The organism is Mesobacillus boroniphilus (assembly GCF_018424685.1).
Lineage (GTDB): Bacteria > Bacillota > Bacilli > Bacillales > Cytobacillaceae > Mesobacillus > Mesobacillus boroniphilus_A.
In genome coordinates this window covers 853583-871158 of record NZ_QTKX01000002.1, presented here as the reverse complement: position 1 = coordinate 871158, position 17576 = coordinate 853583, and the positions used below count along the sequence as shown (strand labels likewise).

Sequence of the window (17576 nt, the reverse complement as noted above, 5' to 3'; positions counted from 1 at the left end):
CCTACACCTCTACAGACGTAATTTTGCGGATGAGGACAAATCCGATTGTACCAGAAACCACCCCTGCCCCGACTAAGGCGATCCCCACCGGATGGATGAACAATGTACCTATATATTCCGGCTCAATTAAATAAAGGACAAATGCGAGTATAATGGGCAAAAGCCCAATTACAACCCCTGATAATCTTCCCTGAGCGGTCAAAGAAGATATTTGCCGGTGAATTTTCGTCCGCTCCCGGATCGTCTGGACAATTTTATCAAGGACTGTGGCAAGGTTTCCGCCAACCTGGCGCTGGATTAAAATTGCTTGGATCATTAAATCCAAATCCTCGCTTGGCATGCGCTGCTTCAGCTCATTCAAAGAGTCTTCAAGGCTGGCACCATATTGCATTTCCTTAATGACGCTACCCATCTCTTCCTTGATTGGAGAACCCGCTTCCTCAATGACGGTTTTCAAAGCTTGTTGAAAACTGAACCCAGCCCTTAAGGACCCGACAATAGTAGAAATCATATCAGGAAGTCCATCGTTGAATTTCACGACTCTTTGTTTGATTTTCTTTTTGACATACCACCCAGGCAGCATTAATCCTAAAAAGAATCCTGGTATCATTAAAAGGACATTTCCGCTCACCAGCATGAGAAGTAAGCCTGTCAATCCAGCAGACAGCCACTTGAATAAAATGAACTCTTCCGGCTTCAACGGAAGTCCGGACCGCCTTAGCATCGTCTCGAGCTTTGTATTTTTTTCCTTGGTCAGCATGGTCTTCCTGACCTTTTGTTTTGTCATTTGATAGTAAACCATCAAATTATATTGCTTCCGGTCAAGCTTCGTCCCGGAACTGGCCAGATATTTTTCAATCCGCTTCTCCAGACGCTTGTCAGAAAGAAAAATTCTTTGGAAAATAGAATATGACAATAGAAATACAGTCAACATGAACAATGCGGAAAGGCCATAAATCATTCTGCCCACTCCTCACCTTCAATGAAGACATTCGCCGGAATATGAATCCCTGATGCTTCAAGACGTTCATAAAATTTAGGGCGGACCCCAGTAGGAATGAGACGTCCGATGATTTTACCATCCTCATGCACGCCCTGCTGCTTATACGCAAAAATATCCTGGAGGACAATGACATCGCCTTCCATTCCCTGAACCTCGGTTATACTGGTGATTTTTCTCGAGCCATCCTTCAATCGGGATTGTTGGATGATAACATCAAGTGCCCCGGCAATCTGTTCGCGGATCGCTTTTACTGGAAGTTCGACACCGGCAAGCAATACCATCGTTTCAAGGCGGGCAATCATATCCCTGGCGCTATTCGAGTGTCCAGTCGCAAGAGAACCATCGTGACCTGTGTTCATCGCCTGAAGCATATCCAGTGCTTCAGCGCCACGGACCTCCCCGATGACAACACGGTCAGGCCTCATCCGAAGCGAGTTACGCACAAGATCCCTGATCGTGATTGCACCCTTCCCTTCGATATTTGGAGGCCTTGATTCAAGTGATACGACGTGGTCCTGGCCGAGCTGAAGCTCAGCAGCATCTTCAATGGTAACGATTCGTTCATCATGTGGAATGAAATTGGATAGTACATTCAATGTTGTCGTTTTACCAGAGCCTGTTCCTCCAGAGACGAATATATTCAACCTTGCTTTTACACATGCCTCAAGAAAGATCGCCATTTCCTGGCTGAGTGTGCCAAAGTTGACCAAGTCATCAATTTGAAAGGGATCTTTTGAGAATTTACGGATCGTTACTGTTGGTCCATTCAACGCCAGGGGCGGGATGATCGCGTTGACACGAGAACCGTCTGGAAGTCGCGCATCGACCATTGGGGAACTTTCATCGATTCTCCGGCCAATCGGGGCGACAATTTTTTCAATGATGCTCATAACATGCTCGTCATCCCTGAACATAATCGAAGTCAATTCAATTTTCCCTTTCCGTTCACAGTAGACCTTTGAGGGGCCATTTACCATTACTTCACTGACATCTTCATCCATAAGCAGCGGATTGATTGGTCCAAACCCGGTAAGGTCATTCCTCAGTTCATCCACTACCTTCTTACGGTCAATGCTGCCCCGGAATTGCTCATCCTCTTTCATGATTTCAATAGCCATGACTTCAAGCTGAGGAATGATATCCTCTACCGGTGAATCTTTATATTCCTGAAGAATTCTCTTATGTATCAGGTTTTTAAGCTCCTGATGCTTATCCTGTTTTCTTTTGGCTTCTGGATGGACAGTTTCTTTCGTGTGAGGTTCTCTGAAGACTGACCTGATGTCTACCTTCGGCTGTACGGGAGGATGAGACCGCAACTCATCCTGCTGGCCATCAGTTTCATCTGCTTGTTGCGTCCTTTCCTGTATCCGATTCAGAAGGCTCATTAAGGTGTTCCTCCCTTCATGCGTTTTCTTCCTATTAGTTTTGATAGGAAAGAAGGTCCCTTTGGTTCTTTGAATAAGGTAATCTCACGCCGGCTGGTTATTCGTTCAGCCATTTTAAAGACCGCTTTTGCCACATCAGTCTTGCCCTGATTCATTACAAAAGGAATCCCAATATTAAGTGACTGTGAGCATGTTTGAAAATCATTTGGGATATATACAGGATCATCGTAGCCAAGTATCCTTGCAGCATCCTCTGCCTTGATTACACTCTCCATATTTGCCCGATTCACAACGAGCGTTACTTTATTGCGAAGCTCAAGAATGTCAAAGGTCTCAATGAGCAGTTTGGTATTCTTAAGTGCTGACATCTCGAGGTTCGCCATCACCATGATCTGGTCTGCCCTTTCTGCGATATGCACAGTGTGTTCATTTAAGCCGACAGAAGTATCAACTACAACATAGTCATAATTCAACAGCATGAGGTCGAGAATTTTATCCACCGCATCTTTCGTGACAAGATCGGCATACTCAGGGCGATCCGGAGCCGCCATCACCTTCACGCCACTTTCATGTCTTGACATATAGCCAGCCAGAGAGTGCTCATCAAGAGTACTCAACCCTTCAATGACTTCTTTGATGGTAAAAGCTGACTTCAAGTCCATGGCGAGTCCGATATCCCCAAATTGAAAATCTCCGTCCAGAATCGCGACGGAAATATTTTTCTTCACCAAAGCTCCAGCCAGATTGACTGTCAGGACCGTGCGACCAATCCCGCCTTTTGCACTGCAAACGGCAATAAGCTCGCCACGTTTCATCTTAGCCGGCTTCTTTTCATGTATTTGCAGTTCATCAGTGTTATCCATGATTGGTCACCCTCCATCTTATTCAATCTTGATCGCTGTCGCCCGCTGCTGCTTTTTCCGTTATGACTGGCCGCTTATGCAGCATGAAATGGATATTGCCTTGTTCAGCAGAATTGACAAGCTTTAAAGCATCCGCTGGCTTAAGTTCTACCGTAACTGACGTATATTCAGCATATGGCTCCTGCGTATCCTCAGGCAGGACCATTTTCCGTCCAACCGCCAAAACCCTTGCTTTTTCCAAGATAATTTTAGACTCAACATTTCCTTCCTGACCTGGAAGCTTTTTTGAGAACATAATGTCGACTTCATCTTCAGGTTCAATCAGGTTCGCAGTTGATTGGTTTAAGTTAACCCCGACAGAAACAGCACGGTAGCCATCCCTGACTTTTCTAGAAACATAGATATGTTCTGTAGTCTGAGTTCCCAGTCGATGGGAAAGGATTGGCTCACCTTGTTCAATCTCAGCGTTCGCCAGCTTCCCTTCAACCTCCCCAAAGCTTTTAATGGAGTTGGCGTGCAATGCCTTTTCAGGAACCATGGCAGTTTCTAGTTTATTGGAAGTGATTTGCTCATTTTTCATGATTTTTTCTTTGGCAACAACAATTTCAACCAAGTTGCTATTCATTGCCTTTTCCGCATTTACTTGATTCATATATTGAAAGAATAAAAATGTCGTTACAATTCCCATTACTAATGCGAGGACCAAAACTAGCTTTGACCGCATATTTGATCACCTACTCCGTTATTCGAATGCTGTATGCGCCATTGGAGGCGGCTGCTTCACTTTCAAAACCAGTCCCTGGCCTTTGGATGAACATTCCTGTTATAGACGTGTCCAGCATGTCCATTGGTTCCGTAATATAAAAATAAGCAAAGCCTGTAATTCTTACTTCTTTTACTTGATTAACATCTATTTTGTTTGGTGAATAAGTAGGAACCAGTATAATCCGCGAGCAATCCCTGGAGTGAATATCCCGTGGCAATTCCGGACAGCTATTTACCTTTTCTTTTACTACTTCTCTTGTTTTACCAGCGATATTCCCTGTCTGAGTGATCACTATATCCCCTGCAGATAGTTCCTCCTGGTAGCCATTTCGCAGGTTTTCCTCATATGTCCTGGCACCTGTGTCACCCAGCGCAAGGACACCAAAATTTCCATACTCCACTCCACCGGTGTCGACCTTTAGCTTGTATTCTTTATTGAACTCCAACGGGATACTGTCATCAATTCCCAAGGGAGCTACACCAACAGCTCTGCCCATTGTCCTAAGCTCAGCTGCTGAATGCGCCTTTACTCTTACAGATTCAACTCCTAACAGTTTTGAAAATGCCAGTGGAACCGTCTTTGCCAGATCAATAGCGACCTTTTTCTTCATTTGGATTGAAAGACTCTCTATCTCAGACCCATTGTTGTGAGAAGCTACAGTCTTCCTTGTTATTTCATCTACCTTCGCCTCGTTATTGGTCAGCTCCTGAGCACCTGACAGTACAGCCGCATTGGCCGTTTTCTGAAGCTCAGACTTTGTCATATAGAGCATGCCACCATCAATGGCCAGACCCGCTATGGTTAAAAGGACCAATAAAGAAAAGGCTGCAAGGATAATCGTATTCCCAGACTCATCAGTAAATAAAAGTCTTTTAATCATTTTTTCCTCCTACTCGACTCTGATCGTAGACTCCGCTTTAATTGACAATGAAGAAGGAAACAGACTGGATACAAACGGAGTAAAGAATTGAAAAGGATATTCAAGCTTGACAGTAACGTAATCACCGGAATCACGGCTTGCATCTCCCGGGGAAATGTTAATTCTCAGCTGGTCAATCGGGTTAAGAGTGACATAATCTTTTGCGAAGGTAACAATTTCAGTATCATTTTTCCCTAGTCCGCCCATCCGGACAGTTTCCTGGGCTGCCATGTGGAGATGGGCATATGAATACATGATTCTTCCAAAATCAATGATACCCAGCAAAATGATAATGAGGACAGGAAGGATTAGGGCTGTCTCAACTAGTGACTGGCCACGCTCATCCCTCTTCATAGCAAACCTCCTCCAGAAGGGAAAACAATCGCTGCAAGTGCACCGATGGCGATCGCTACCCCATATGGATACGTTGCATTTAAAGAGTCTTTATCTAAAGCTAGCGGTATCTTCACCCCGCTCCGCAATCCCCCTATAAAATTGCCTATCTGTTTGATCCTGCTAAGTGCACCCTTCCGAAAAAAGAGGACAAATAACGCTAGTATTCCTCCCGCCAGCGCCATATAAACAGCAGCTGTCAAAACAAAGACCGTACCTTTCAATCCACCGATTACAGCGAGCAGCTTCACATCGCCAGCCCCCATTCCGCCAAGAAAATAGGGGATTAGCAAAATAGCAAATCCCACAGCAAGTCCGGCCAAGGCATGGCCAAGCCCTGCTATTCCTCCAACTGCGATATTGAGGATCAGGCCAATCGCGAGAAAGGGAATCAATACCTTGTTATAAATCTTCCGTTCTCTTAAATCGGTTATTACACAAATAACCAGTAAAGCTACTAAAATTAAATCAAACCACATTATTCCACCTCATCTTCATTGAGGAGTTTTAAAAAAGCCCCACGTTTCTCAACGCGAGGCTCCTTCTGCCTGTACCTCTGACTGGCGATTGTATTAATTAAACGAACTTCCATCACAAACTGTAGATAAGAATAAATGAGTGCTTTGATATGAAATGGAAAGTACGTCAATGCATATTATGGAGTAGTACCTGTAGTAGCTCCTGTTACTGCAGTAACAACATTAGTAAACATAGCTATGATTTGTGTGCGAAGAGATACTAATAAAGTAACTACCGCTACCGCAATAACTCCAAGTACCAAACCGTACTCAGTCATACCTTGTCCTTGTTCTTCTGTGAATAATGCTTTCATTTTTGCTATCATCGTTTAAAACCCCTTTTCATTTTATTAGTTTGATTGAATGACCGACTTTCGTTCCTGTATTCCGGATCGTGCCTTCTGGAAGCTCGAAGACGGAATACGTACCTTTGTAGCGCTTTCCCATTTTTGCAGGTTCTAGCTGTTCGTCCGCACCTACAATTTCATAGTTCTCGTTGATGTAAAGAACATCGATGGAATAGTTCATAAAAAAGGTATGGATGGACGGGCAGGGCTTTATGTAGAGACCGTGACCTTCTGGCAAGCTATCTGTCAGCATTAAACCTTTGAATCTGCTGAAAAAGGTATCTGCTATTTTTACATTCGCTGCCAACTCTTTGCCGTTCGATTCGTTCACGAGCCTCACTTCGCTTTTCACCTCCGACTGTACAAAAATAACCCCGCCTTTACCGAAAGGGGGGTTCACTGAATACACGCATCATGTAATTCACCCTGATCTTTCGGTAGCTGGCTGGCCTAGCATGAATTGCCGTAGCCCCTGTAGCTTTGCGTCGCTGGCTTTCACCAGGTTTGCCTTTGTCGAGTTCAGTATTTATCCGACTGATCTCTTACACACATCATAAATTGAAACATCGTTCTACAAAATCCACCGTTTTTCCTGATTTTTCAAAAAATTATACTATACCTATTGTCCTAGGATTATAAAACTACATACTTAGTCAGTAGTCCATTAATCACACTTTTTCCTTTAACGCCATATTTTTTATGTAAAATAATAGAAAATGAAATTTTTACCATAATAAATTAATAATTACTTTGGCACATGACATACTAATGTTTATAGGTAAATTAGATTGTTTTTTATGAACTTTTTAGGTCTTGCAGGGTAAATATTAGAGATTCTTGCTTAGAATTTTTTTGTTTTATATTAAAAACTTGCATTTACTCTTTATTACCGTCATGCTTGATAGAATGAAACATAAATAAAGTAGTGGAACGAGCAGGTGATACAATGATTGAGATTAAGACTTCTGAAATTAGTGATGGAGAATTCAACAGAGGGGTATTCGCAACTCGCGATATTGCAAAAGGCGAACTAATCCATGAGGCTCCCGTCCTTTCCTATCCAAACGACCAGCATGTTCACATCGAGAAGACTGCGCTGGCTGATTATGCCTTCGAATATGGCAGTAATCATTCTGCAATCCTCCTTGGTTATGGGATGTTATTCAACCACTCATATGAGCCTAACGCAACATATGATATCAATTTCGACAATCACACTTTTGATTTCTTTGCCTATCGCGACATAAGCGCTGGGGAAGAAATTGTCATCAATTACAATGGTGAAGTGGATAATAACGACCCACTCTGGTTCAATGAAGAGAAATAACAAAAATGCGGCTCCCGTTTTAAGGAAGCCGCATTTTTTTATTTTGAGAAGTTTTCATCTGTCTCGAAACAATCCAATTCAACAATCACTGTTGTACCTTGACCTTTTTCGCTAGAAATCTTCATAGTTCCACTATGCTCCTGGATGATTTTATTGCTTACTGTCAGCCCAAGGCCGATGCCTTTTTCTTTCGTAGTGTAAAATGGGGTGCCGAGATACCGAAGCCGGTCTGATTCGATTCCTGTTCCTTCATCCGAAATGCTGACCAACACTTTTCTCGGGCCATTTTTTTGAAGTTCTATGAAAATATCCCCTCCATCAGCCATGGATTCAATCGCATTTTTCAAAAAGTTCACAAACACTTGCTTTAGCTGATGCTGATTGCACGATAGTCTAACGTCCTCTTCTGGATAAGCTGTGTTGATTTGGACATTGTGCATCAATGCTTGCGGATTAATGATATTGATCGTGCTGTCCAGGATTGACTTCAGGTCCTCATTGACATACTGGACGGCCTGCGGCTTTGCTAGTGACATAAACTCGTTGACAATCATATCGATCCGGTCAAGTTCATTCATGATGATTGCCAGATAATCCGATTGCTTCTCTTTATCAAGGCAAGTCTGCAATAATTTTGAAAAACCCTTTAATGAAGTCAGAGGATTGCGGATTTCATGAGCCACCCCCGCTGCCAGCTGCCCGGTAACAGACAGCCTGTCCAAATTTCGAATTGTTGCCTCACTCTTGACTCGGTCCGTAATATTCCTGCCGACACTGACAAAGGACTCTATCTCTTTTCTCTCATTGTATATTGGCGAAAAATTGTATTCTGTGTATACAGAATTCAGGTCGCAAGTGGTAAACTTCTTCCGTAAAATCTGCGGCTCACCTGTTTCGATAATTTCCTTCAGCTTTCTGTCAAGGATGGCATCTTCCTCTGGCGTCAAAAATTCACTCAGGCTTTTGCCGATAATTTGCTCTGTCTTCAGACTTATTACTTTTTCATGTGAGGGAGAAGCATACAGGATCACTTTATTCTTATCAATCACCTTGATCATATCGGTCGTATTTTCGGTGATTAGTTCGTACAATTCCCGGGTTCTATCTAGTTCACGCTCCATGCTGACTATTTTGGTGATGTCACGGTAAATCGCAATGATTGCTATGATTTTCCCATGCTTATTCCGGAAAGGAGAGTAAGAGACAGCAATATCGAGCATGGATCCATCTTTATGGAACCGCTTCGTTATCATATTGGTATATGTTTTACCATTCTTGACTTCAGTTATAATTCCTGGCACAAAATCGGGATTTGAAAACTCATGAAATGTTCTCCCAATTAAGTCTTCTTCTGTATAACCGAAAATTTTCGTGTACATATGGTTGATCCTTAAAAATCGATTCTCCATATCGACAATAGCAAACCCATCAGCCGTGCAATCCAAAAATAAACTTAGCAGTTCATCTGGATTATAGATTGTTTCATCATCAGTCCCAAATATCGGAAAACTATTTCGCATAGAGATCTCTCCAAACTTTTTATCCTTATAAGTCCATTTTACAGAAGATTTCGATTTTTAAAAAGGTATATTTGGCTATCTCTCTATTAAAAGTAAAAACCGCTATCTCTTAACGATAGCGGCAGGAATTATTATCAGGTCAGATGTACGATTACTTTTTCCACTGCAGCCTCCGCCTGGTCGATACAGCCAGGGATGCCAACACCCTCGAATGACCCTCCGGCAAGGAAGACTCCAGGGAGTTCAATACTGAGCTGTTTTTTAACATAGGCGATCTTCTCAAGATGCCCAACCGTATATTGCGGCATCGCTTTTCTCCATCTCGTCACGAAATGGAAGATTGGTTTTGCGGTGATATTCATCGTCTTGTTCAAATCTCTTAATACCAGGTCGACGATTTCCTCATCGGACAGTTCGACTGCTTTTTGGTCATCCGGTTTGCCAACATAGCAGCGGAGCAATGCCATATCTTCAGGAGATGTGCCGGGCCATTTTTTGTGCGTCCAGGTACATGCGGTTATCCTGAAATCGCTGCTTCTCGAAACCAAAAAACCTGTTCCGTCGATATCTTTTTCAATCGCCGATTTCGGGAATGCCATCGCCACATTTGCGACGGAATTGGACGGCATATCTTTGAATGGTTCCATGAATGCATAATCCGACAGCATGCTCTGTGCGTGGAAATGATCAGTAGTGATGACGACACTGTCAGCTGTTTCTACTTCTCTAGTTTCGAGCTGGACTTGAAAGGTCCCGCCTGTCTTCACTACCTTTTTTACAGCCGTACCTTTCATGACCGTCCCCTCTTCCAGACGGCTTTCAACCTGGTAAATCAGCTCCTCAAGGCCCGTTGACAATGAGATGAACATTCCCTTTTTGGAGCCAGGCTGTTTAGCTGTTTTCGGCGGCTTTGGCATCGATTTATTCAATCCGATAACCAGACTGCGATGCTTCTGTTCGATTTCATAGAAATTCGGGAATAAGGCCATCAGGCTTAGCTCGTCAATATCCCCTGCATATATACCTGACAATAACGGATCAATCAGGTTGTCCACTACCTCATCACCAAGCCGATGGCGGAAAAAGGCTCCAAGTGACTGGTCTGCTTTCGGTTCGCCTTTCGGTAGAATAAAGTCCCCCGCAGCACGCAGTTTTCCCAGCGGCGAAAATAACCCCGATAACGCAAACGGAGTCACCCTTGTCGGGATTCCCATGAAAGATCCTTCAGGCATTGTGTGAAGCTTGCCTCTGGCGTAAATATAGGACTTCCCGGCAGTGTTGGAGATGATTTTATCCTTGAGGCCAACTTCTTCTATCAATCTGATAGCACTCTTTTTTCTCGCTATGATAGAATCCGGTCCTCTTTCAATGACGAAGCCGTCCCGCTTCTCAGTGCTGATGACGCCGCCAAGGCGGTCACTTGCCTCAATCAATTTCACTTTGATGTTTAGTTGCTTTTCCCTTGCTTCTTTTTGGAGATAATATGCTGTTGCCAGTCCTGTGATTCCGCCGCCAACAACAATGACCTTCTTTTTATCCATTCCGCTCACCTGTTTCCTTGTAATGTAGTGATTATCCTATAGTTGATTTAAGTAGGTATGTGAAGTTTTTAACATATAAAAAGTATAGCACCCGAAATAAAAAGGAAGATGGCCGTTTTTTTACTAAAATGTGAACGATATTATTGGAAAAAAATACGGATAATTTCCAGTTCGCGGAATCATCATTGATTTTCGCGGAATTAAGTTAGAATTTCGCGGAATTAAGCATCTTTTTCGCGGAATCAGGTGGGTATTACGCGGAATTAAGCTTCATACTCCCGTTCTTAGATAGAAAATTCGTGGAATGCCTATACACTTTGGCGAAACAAAGTGTGGTATTCACAAAATATCTACTTCTCCATGAAAAAATCCCGGATTTCCCGGGATTTCACAAATTCATATCTCTTTTACGATAAAACACGTAGGTCACAATTGTGAGCCCGAGCAACAACAAACCGGACAGTGCCAGATAAAGCGGTTCGAACCCGCCTTCCTGCAAAACAATCTTAGCGTCATAATATTTGAATGGAGTCAGGAACTTGAATCCATCCAGCTTTTCATTCAAATCTATTGCGATCGACAGAATGAAAAGGAAGAGCAAAATTCCCGTTGCCAATGATGTAGCTTTTTTAGCATGTTTATAGATAGCGGCAATCGCGGTCCCGATGACAAGGAAAAGCAACTGAAGGATCAACATCCCGACCATAAGCAAGGTGATATCCCCCGTCACATCCTCACCTTCCGCATATTTCCGGACCATTCCCACAGAGGAAGCGAAGGTCACAGCATTGAAAATCAAGACGTTGACCAGAGCAGCTAATAGCTTGGATGTGATCATTCTCGTCCTTGAAACTGGTTTGACCAGCAGGAATTCAATCGTCTTGTCTCTCTCTTCCTTGGCAATAATATTCGAACCAATCATTGCGGCATGAATTGTTCCCATCACAGCCAGGTATAAGAATAGGACTCCATAATAACCGAGTGGTGTCGACAAATCGAGCGACCCTGTGCCCATGATCGCCTGGAGCGATTTAGGCATTTCAGCCATCAGCGCATTCATCGATTGCCCGGTCCCTTCCATGCTTGCGTACTTGCCCATGCCCGAGGCAACCATGAAGATGACGCCGATGCTCCAGATGATGAGCGACTTCCGGTTTGCTTTCATTTCTCTTTTAAAAAGATTCATGACTTTCCCTCCTCCCTAAACAGAATGGACATCCTTTTTCGCGTACAAATAATAACTGGCAACTACCGCAGCTATGACAAAAATTACCCCGGATATGATAAAAGAAGTTTCATAGCTTGAGTTTTCTGTGATATACGTTGAGTCAAAATAATTGAATGGCGTCAAATAACGCAGGGCTTTATCATCTGTCGTCGAACTGATCATCCCGAGCATAAAAAACCCGAACACAGTACCGAGCGATACCGAAATCACGGACTTAATTCTTGGGAAAATTACCGAAATGATTGTGCCCAGCGCCATAAACATAAGCTGGATGAAAAACAGGGAGATAGCAATCAAGAACAAAGCTTCCTTGTTAAAATCGCCCCCTGCTACGATGGATGCCATCACGAAAGTAGCTGCTATAAAAACGATATTGGTGATGAACAGGGAAACCAGCGCGGCGAGCAGCTTTGTAGTTACCACCTGCGCCCTTGTCACCGGCTTCGTCAGCAGGAAGTCCGCCGTTTTTTCCCTGGTTTCCTTCGATAAAATCGAGGTTCCAAGATTCATAGCCTGGATTGCGCCCGCAAGCTTCAGGTACAGGAACGTATACGAGAAGAAGCCAATCAATGTCGCGATGCTTTCCACTGACAACCCAATTGCCTTCCTTAATTCAACCGGGAATCCTTCAAGCAGCTTCTTGAACTCTTCCGCATCCTTTGAGAAAGAAGGGAACATCGATAAAAACAACACAACCAATGCCACCAATGACAAAGTCCAAATAATTGTAGACTTGCGGTATGCCTTCAATTCATGAAGGAATATATTCATGTTCTATTCCTCCTTTTCATAGTAATGCATGAAAATCTCTTCCAGGTCAGGCTCCTCAACCCAAAGATTCGCAATCTCGGTTTCTGCGATTTTTTTTATGATGGAGTTGATGTTTCCCCTGAAGAGGAAGCTGATCGTTCCGCCATCTTGCTCAAGCTGGTTCACTCCGTCGATATCGAAAAGGCTTTTATCGATTACTGAATTTGATTCGATCTTGAATTTCTTGTATGTGTTTTCTTTTAACGTACTGATTTTCTCGACAGTGACAATCCTGCCTTCCTTGATGATGGCGACCCTGTCACACAGCCTTTGCACCTCGCTGAGAATATGGGATGAAAACAGTATTGTCGCGCCTTTCTTGTTTTCTTTTTCAAGCAGGTCAAAGAACTTCTGCTGCATGAGCGGATCAAGCCCGCTCGTTGGCTCATCGAGGATAATCAGCTTCGGTTCGTGAAGCAGACCCTGGACGATGCCGACTTTTTTCTTGTTCCCAAGGGAAAGGTCATCGATTTTCTTCGTAAGGTCCAGCTCCATGATATCAGCAAGCTCCTTGATCCGTTTGGTACAATCCTTCTTGTAAAAGCTTGCTGAGTACTTCAAGAGGTCGATAACCTTCATATTGTCATAGTAAAATACTTCAGATGGCAGGTAACCGATATCCTTTTTGATTTCCGGTGCGGCTGTAATGATATCTTTTCCGAAAATCGTCGCGCTGCCGCTCGTCGGGTAAATCAGTGAGAGCAGCGTCCTGATCGTCGTCGATTTTCCTGCGCCATTCGGGCCGATAAAACCGAATATCTCCCCTTCCTTCACATTAAAACTAACATCCTCAATTCCCCTGGCCTTGCCGTACATTTTCGTCAGATTCTTAATCTCAATCACGTTCATGCCAGACCCTCCCAGATACTTTTTCTTTTTATGTTTTCTATATGCTACACGCGCAGCGGACCATTGATTTTTGAATATGGTTAACCAGCCTTATTTCCCGATTAGAGCGCTTAATTTCCCCGTTGGAACTTAATTCCTAACCCTTGTTGGCGCAGGCCCCTAATATTGTTAATTCAATAACACTACAAACTGTTTTAAAACCAGTTCGGTTCGATTTAATACCAGTTGAGCCCGTTTTTGATATCGACAGGGTTCGATTTTCAACTTTCTAACGGTTGGAGCACTTTTTTACCGGTTAGACCATTTTTTATCTCCGGTTGGATTATCTTTATTTCCGGGTAAATCATTTTTATCTACGGTTATATCTGTGTCATCTTGTTAATGACTCTTATAAAAAGACTTCTTCAGCATATCGATGTACACTTCGGCTTCTTTAAATGCTTCGTCAAAATCAAGACTATCTTTGTTCAGTTTTTTTGCTTTTTCTAGTTCCTGGTTGCTGAAGCCTTCGAGAGTCCACATGATGATATTGATGGTTCTTTGAATATCCGTGCCTTCACGGAACTTTGTTAAGTCGATATTCTCGAATAGTCTGCCGTAGCTGGTGTGCATCAGTTCTGTCTTGGAGTCGTTCAATGCCTCTTTTACTTCTTCTGAAGCTTCCATTGAGGCTGACATCATAAAGTTGAATATCTCGGGATGTCTGGCCATCAACCGGTTTTTTAGAATCATCAGGTTCTTTAGCCTCTCAAAAATATCACGTCCTGTGAAATCCAGTTCATTGAAGAACTCTTTCATTAATACATCAACAAAGTGGTTATAGAGAAACAAATAGAGTTCTTTTTTATTAGCGAAGTAGTGGAATAGCAGCCCTTTTGAGATCCCTGCTAATTTTACGATTTCATTTGTGGATGCATTTTCGTATCCTTTCAGGGCAAACTCCTTTAGAGAAGCGTTCAGGATTCGTTCTTGCTTTTCAGGATTTAAACTTACAAACTTCGAAGACATAACGACCTCCTTAAAACTAAATTGACCACCTTGGTCAATTACATCTTACTCCTCGTTGACCACTTCGGTCAATAACAATCATAGTACATTTTTCGACAGAAAAAAGGCTGCCAATCTAGGCAGCCTTCCATCTTATTCTTTTTTTTGAATCACGGCTCTTACAGGACTGCCATCCGCCTGTTCCAGAGGCAGCGGCAGTGCAGCGAGCTCATATTCTCCTGGTTCAATTTTATCAAGCACTAGTCCTTCAAGAATATGAATTCCCTGGTCGTTCAATTCATGATGAGCGCTCAGCTCTTTACTATCTAAAGGATCGACCGATGGCAAATCCAGTCCAAGCAGTTGTACTCCATGCTCGGCTAGATAAGCAGCCAATTCAGGTTCGATATGCGGAATTGATTCCGGGAACACAGTTTTATCCTGCCAGGCATCGGTTCTGATCAACAGACGCTTCACTCCCTTTAAATCCACACCTTGCAGCTCTTTAAGGCCAATACTTTCAGGCTTCTCTACATATATCACAAGAGCAGGTCCAATATAAAGGTTGAAGTCCAGCTCGATCACTTTTTTTCCATCGTTTTCGAAATGAAAAGGCGCGTCGATATGTGTGCCGGTATGCGTGCTCATCGTTACCTGTCCGACGTTCACGGAGCCGCTTTCTTCCATTCCCCAGCTCACTTCATAATGGAATGGCGTGTCGCCTGGCCAAACAGGAATTTTATCATGTAAAACCTGCGAAATATCAATCCAATTTCCCATACTGTTTCCTACTTTCTTTTTATAGCTTCGTCCTCAGGCTCCATAGCTCAGGGAAAAATCGGTGGTCTACAACCTTTTTCAAATAGGACACACCGGCAGAACCGCCTGTTCCAGTCTTGTGGCCGATAATTCGTTCAACCGTACTCATGTGGTTGTAGCGCCAAAGCTGTTGCTGGCTGCCGATATCGACAAGCTTTTCCGCAAGCTCATACAGGTCCCAGTATTGGTCGACGTTGCGGTACACCGTCAGCCACGCTTCCTCGACACTGGCATTTGGTTCGTACGGTTCCGACCAATCACGGTTTAGCGCGGCATCATCGATTGGAAGCCCACGCATCGCCATTGCACTGATCGCCGCATCATAAATCGACCGCTCATGAAGTGCATTCTCCATTTGTTTATACAGTTCAGCATCATGTTTGTAAACAGACAGAACATGTGAGCTCTTTTGACCAAGAGCGAATTCGATCAAGCGATTTTGATAGGATTGAAAACCGGATGAATGCCCAAGCTTGTCGCGGAACTCCATATATTCTGCCGGAGTCAGCGTCGATAGCACACTCCATGACTGGATCAGCTGCTGCTGGATTCTCGACACCCTTGATAGCATCTTGAAAGATGGCTCCAGATCATTTTTCCGGATACAGTCAATCGCCCCGCTTACTTCATGTAAAATCAGCTTCATCCATAGCTCGCTAGCCTGGTGGATAATGATGAACAGCATTTCATCATGATGATCAGACAGACGCTGCTGACTGGATAAAATTTTATCTAATTGCAAGTAGCTTCCATAAGAAAGCTCTTTTGAAAAATCGGTATGAATTTTATGTGAAGTTTTTTGTTCTTCCTTCATTGCCAGACTCCTCCTCTACGCCACTACCTCGCGCTCATTGCTGAATTTTTCGTATAATTTATGATCCATGATCTCTTTCAAAATCTGGACAGCATTCCAGACATCAGTGTAAGAAGTGTAAAGAGCCACAGGTGCCAGGCGGACGATATTTGGCGCCCGAAAGTCAGGTATTATTCCTTTTTCCTTCAGCGCTTTGCAAATTCTCGCAGCCTCTTTATGCTCGAGACTGACATGGCCACCTCGTCGGAAGTCTTCTGCAGGACTGCCGACTTTAAACCCGGCATCCCCAAGCTCTTGCTCGATCAGGTCCATTAAATAGTGATTGATCTTTAATGATTTTTCGCGGATATTCTCGATTCCCGCTTCCGCGAACATTTCTAATGAGCCAAGTAAAGGAGCGAGGCTCAACACATGTGGAGTTCCAATCTGGTAAGCACCAGCATTCTCAGCAGGTGTAAGGACATGCTCCATATCGAACTGTTTGTCTTTTCGTGAGCCAAACCAGCCTGCAAGACCTGGCTTCGCACCAAAATGTTTCGAGTTCACGTAGAGACCCGCTACTGCTCCAGGTCCGCCATTCAAATGCTTATAATTGCACCAGTAGGCAAAATCGACTCCCCAATCCGAGAAGGAATGCGGAATTGCGCCAATTGAATGGCAGCCATCGAAACCAATCAGGATTCCACGGTCGTGTGCAGCTCTTGTCAGGCGCTCCATATCAAGGATTTGCCCGCTGCGGTACAAAACGGTCGGCAGCACGACAAGCGCAATTTCATCCGTCATCGCCTCAATAATATCGTCCTCATCAAGGAACCTTCCATCTCTGCTCTTCACTCTGATCAGATGGCTATCTGGGTCATAGCCATGGATCCTGAGCTGGCTTTGCAGCGCATAGATATCAGACGGAAAATTCAATTCATCTGCAAGGATTTTTGTCCTCTTCCCTTCTGGCTTATAAAAAGTAGCCACCAACTGATGCAGGTTGACTGTTGTGGATCCGCTTACAATAACCTCCTCAGGGGAAGCACCAACGAGCGGAGCTGTCAATTCTCCTAGTTTTTCAGATAAATAGAACCACGGATGGTTACCATCCATCCAGCCATCGATGCCACGCTCACGCCAGTCAGCCAACGATTCAAGCAATGTTTGTTCGGCCCTCTTTGAAAGCAGACCTAACGAATTGCCGTCAAGATAGATCGAATCAGGTTTCAGGTAAAATTCATCCCGGTAACCGGCTAGGATATCTTCCCTGTCAAGCTGTGCAGCAAAATTCGCACCAGCTTCATAAGAATAAGGTTTCATCATCTTCTCTCCCATTCCATTTGCAACTAGAGAAATCGTATCAAAGAAACGAAGCAAGCGTCAACAAAAGGTCTGATAATTCTAAGAAATGCGGAAACGCCTTGGTCAGCCCCGACAAACGCTTCTCGCAAGATACTCAAGGAAGTACTCTCATTGATGAAAACTGGCTAGGCGCTGTAGCTGGC

Annotated in this window: 19 protein-coding genes and 1 riboswitch; of the genes, 1 reads left to right on the top strand and 18 read right to left on the bottom strand. The window is 43.7% G+C overall.

Annotation, left to right across the window (positions count from 1 at the left end; translation table 11 throughout):
• Window position 1 precedes the first annotated feature (1 nt).
• From DYI25_RS17130 to DYI25_RS17090, 9 genes are all read right to left on the bottom strand, one after another.
• Window positions 2–961 carry a type II secretion system F family protein gene (locus DYI25_RS17130; RefSeq protein WP_213371074.1) on the bottom strand — a complete coding sequence of 320 codons (960 nt, stop codon included), beginning with the start codon at window positions 959–961 and terminating at the stop codon, window positions 2–4.
• On the bottom strand, window positions 958–2388 hold the full coding sequence (locus DYI25_RS17125) for a CpaF family protein (RefSeq protein ID WP_213371072.1): 1431 nt from the start codon (window positions 2386–2388) through the stop codon (window positions 958–960). The genes DYI25_RS17130 and DYI25_RS17125 overlap by 4 nt, the downstream gene beginning before the upstream one ends.
• Complete coding sequence (locus DYI25_RS17120) at window positions 2388–3251, bottom strand: AAA family ATPase (RefSeq protein WP_213371070.1); 864 nt, start codon at window positions 3249–3251, stop codon at window positions 2388–2390. The genes DYI25_RS17125 and DYI25_RS17120 overlap by 1 nt, the downstream gene beginning before the upstream one ends.
• A gap of 22 nt (window positions 3252–3273) precedes the next feature.
• Window positions 3274–3975, bottom strand: coding sequence for a Flp pilus assembly protein CpaB (gene cpaB / locus DYI25_RS17115; protein ID WP_213371068.1), 702 nt, complete (start codon window positions 3973–3975; stop codon window positions 3274–3276).
• Window positions 3976–3985: 10 nt separating this feature from the next.
• On the bottom strand, window positions 3986–4897 hold the full coding sequence (locus DYI25_RS17110; RefSeq protein ID WP_213371066.1) for a pilus assembly protein TadG-related protein: 912 nt from the start codon (window positions 4895–4897) through the stop codon (window positions 3986–3988).
• A 9-nt stretch (window positions 4898–4906) separates the two neighbouring features.
• Window positions 4907–5290, bottom strand: a complete 384-nt coding sequence (locus tag DYI25_RS17105; RefSeq protein WP_213371064.1) for a TadE/TadG family type IV pilus assembly protein — start codon at window positions 5288–5290, stop codon at window positions 4907–4909.
• Window positions 5287–5808 carry an A24 family peptidase gene (locus DYI25_RS17100; RefSeq protein ID WP_213371062.1) on the bottom strand — a complete coding sequence of 174 codons (522 nt, stop codon included), beginning with the start codon at window positions 5806–5808 and terminating at the stop codon, window positions 5287–5289. Before DYI25_RS17100 ends, DYI25_RS17105 begins: the two co-directional genes overlap by 4 nt.
• Before the next feature lie 176 nt (window positions 5809–5984).
• The gene (locus tag DYI25_RS17095) at window positions 5985–6173 is read right to left on the bottom strand and encodes a Flp family type IVb pilin (protein WP_213371060.1); all 189 of its coding nucleotides are present in this window, start codon (window positions 6171–6173) and stop codon (window positions 5985–5987) included.
• A 16-nt stretch (window positions 6174–6189) separates the two neighbouring features.
• Complete coding sequence (locus DYI25_RS17090) at window positions 6190–6534, bottom strand: DUF192 domain-containing protein (RefSeq protein ID WP_213371058.1); 345 nt, start codon at window positions 6532–6534, stop codon at window positions 6190–6192.
• 93 nt (window positions 6535–6627) lie between these two features.
• Window positions 6628–6713, bottom strand: a riboswitch (cyclic di-GMP riboswitch).
• 427 nt (window positions 6714–7140) lie between these two features.
• Here DYI25_RS17090 and DYI25_RS17085 point away from each other — a divergent pair.
• Window positions 7141–7521 carry an SET domain-containing protein gene (locus tag DYI25_RS17085; RefSeq protein ID WP_213371056.1) on the top strand — a complete coding sequence of 127 codons (381 nt, stop codon included), beginning with the start codon at window positions 7141–7143 and terminating at the stop codon, window positions 7519–7521.
• Between the two features lie 38 nt (window positions 7522–7559).
• Here DYI25_RS17085 and DYI25_RS17080 read toward each other — a convergent pair whose 3' ends face one another.
• From DYI25_RS17080 to kynU, 9 genes are all read right to left on the bottom strand, one after another.
• The gene (locus DYI25_RS17080; protein ID WP_213371054.1) at window positions 7560–9041 is read right to left on the bottom strand and encodes a PAS domain-containing sensor histidine kinase; all 1482 of its coding nucleotides are present in this window, start codon (window positions 9039–9041) and stop codon (window positions 7560–7562) included.
• Window positions 9042–9175: 134 nt separating this feature from the next.
• Window positions 9176–10582 carry a protoporphyrinogen oxidase gene (gene hemY, locus DYI25_RS17075; protein ID WP_213371052.1) on the bottom strand — a complete coding sequence of 469 codons (1407 nt, stop codon included), beginning with the start codon at window positions 10580–10582 and terminating at the stop codon, window positions 9176–9178.
• A gap of 388 nt (window positions 10583–10970) precedes the next feature.
• Window positions 10971–11768 carry an ABC transporter permease subunit gene (locus DYI25_RS17070; RefSeq protein ID WP_213371050.1) on the bottom strand — a complete coding sequence of 266 codons (798 nt, stop codon included), beginning with the start codon at window positions 11766–11768 and terminating at the stop codon, window positions 10971–10973.
• A 15-nt stretch (window positions 11769–11783) separates the two neighbouring features.
• Window positions 11784–12581 carry an ABC transporter permease subunit gene (locus DYI25_RS17065; protein WP_213371049.1) on the bottom strand — a complete coding sequence of 266 codons (798 nt, stop codon included), beginning with the start codon at window positions 12579–12581 and terminating at the stop codon, window positions 11784–11786.
• A 3-nt stretch (window positions 12582–12584) separates the two neighbouring features.
• Window positions 12585–13469 carry an ABC transporter ATP-binding protein gene (locus DYI25_RS17060; RefSeq protein ID WP_213371047.1) on the bottom strand — a complete coding sequence of 295 codons (885 nt, stop codon included), beginning with the start codon at window positions 13467–13469 and terminating at the stop codon, window positions 12585–12587.
• Window positions 13470–13847: 378 nt separating this feature from the next.
• Entirely contained in the window at window positions 13848–14477 is a 630-nt protein-coding gene (locus tag DYI25_RS17055; protein ID WP_213371045.1) for a TetR/AcrR family transcriptional regulator, read from the bottom strand.
• Between the two features lie 132 nt (window positions 14478–14609).
• Window positions 14610–15236: an arylformamidase gene (gene kynB, locus DYI25_RS17050; protein WP_213371043.1), complete on the bottom strand. Its 627-nt coding sequence runs from the start codon at window positions 15234–15236 to the stop codon at window positions 14610–14612.
• Between the two features lie 19 nt (window positions 15237–15255).
• Window positions 15256–16089, bottom strand: coding sequence for a tryptophan 2,3-dioxygenase (kynA, locus tag DYI25_RS17045; RefSeq protein ID WP_213371041.1), 834 nt, complete (start codon window positions 16087–16089; stop codon window positions 15256–15258).
• Between the two features lie 15 nt (window positions 16090–16104).
• Window positions 16105–17391: a kynureninase gene (kynU, locus tag DYI25_RS17040; RefSeq protein ID WP_213371288.1), complete on the bottom strand. Its 1287-nt coding sequence runs from the start codon at window positions 17389–17391 to the stop codon at window positions 16105–16107.
• Between the last annotated feature and the right edge of the window lie 185 nt (window positions 17392–17576).

Bases quoted from the DNA above. Each gene is read 5' to 3' on its own strand.
- DYI25_RS17130 (WP_213371074.1), bottom strand. From the start codon at position 961: ATGATTTATGGCCTTTCCGCATTGTTCATGTTGACTGTATTTCTATTG.
- DYI25_RS17125 (WP_213371072.1), bottom strand. From the start codon at position 2,388: ATGAGCCTTCTGAATCGGATACAGGAAAGGACGCAACAAGCAGATGAA.
- DYI25_RS17120 (WP_213371070.1), bottom strand. From the start codon at position 3,251: ATGGATAACACTGATGAACTGCAAATACATGAAAAGAAGCCGGCTAAG.
- cpaB (WP_213371068.1), bottom strand. From the start codon at position 3,975: ATGCGGTCAAAGCTAGTTTTGGTCCTCGCATTAGTAATGGGAATTGTA.
- DYI25_RS17110 (WP_213371066.1), bottom strand. From the start codon at position 4,897: ATGATTAAAAGACTTTTATTTACTGATGAGTCTGGGAATACGATTATC.
- DYI25_RS17105 (WP_213371064.1), bottom strand. From the start codon at position 5,290: ATGAAGAGGGATGAGCGTGGCCAGTCACTAGTTGAGACAGCCCTAATC.
- DYI25_RS17100 (WP_213371062.1), bottom strand. From the start codon at position 5,808: ATGTGGTTTGATTTAATTTTAGTAGCTTTACTGGTTATTTGTGTAATA.
- DYI25_RS17095 (WP_213371060.1), bottom strand. From the start codon at position 6,173: ATGATAGCAAAAATGAAAGCATTATTCACAGAAGAACAAGGACAAGGT.
- DYI25_RS17085 (WP_213371056.1), top strand. From the start codon at position 7,141: ATGATTGAGATTAAGACTTCTGAAATTAGTGATGGAGAATTCAACAGA.
- DYI25_RS17080 (WP_213371054.1), bottom strand. From the start codon at position 9,041: ATGCGAAATAGTTTTCCGATATTTGGGACTGATGATGAAACAATCTAT.
- hemY (WP_213371052.1), bottom strand. From the start codon at position 10,582: ATGGATAAAAAGAAGGTCATTGTTGTTGGCGGCGGAATCACAGGACTG.
- DYI25_RS17070 (WP_213371050.1), bottom strand. From the start codon at position 11,768: ATGAATCTTTTTAAAAGAGAAATGAAAGCAAACCGGAAGTCGCTCATC.
- DYI25_RS17065 (WP_213371049.1), bottom strand. From the start codon at position 12,581: ATGAATATATTCCTTCATGAATTGAAGGCATACCGCAAGTCTACAATT.
- DYI25_RS17060 (WP_213371047.1), bottom strand. From the start codon at position 13,469: ATGAACGTGATTGAGATTAAGAATCTGACGAAAATGTACGGCAAGGCC.
- DYI25_RS17055 (WP_213371045.1), bottom strand. From the start codon at position 14,477: ATGTCTTCGAAGTTTGTAAGTTTAAATCCTGAAAAGCAAGAACGAATC.
- kynB (WP_213371043.1), bottom strand. From the start codon at position 15,236: ATGGGAAATTGGATTGATATTTCGCAGGTTTTACATGATAAAATTCCT.
- kynA (WP_213371041.1), bottom strand. From the start codon at position 16,089: ATGAAGGAAGAACAAAAAACTTCACATAAAATTCATACCGATTTTTCA.
- kynU (WP_213371288.1), bottom strand. From the start codon at position 17,391: ATGAAACCTTATTCTTATGAAGCTGGTGCGAATTTTGCTGCACAGCTT.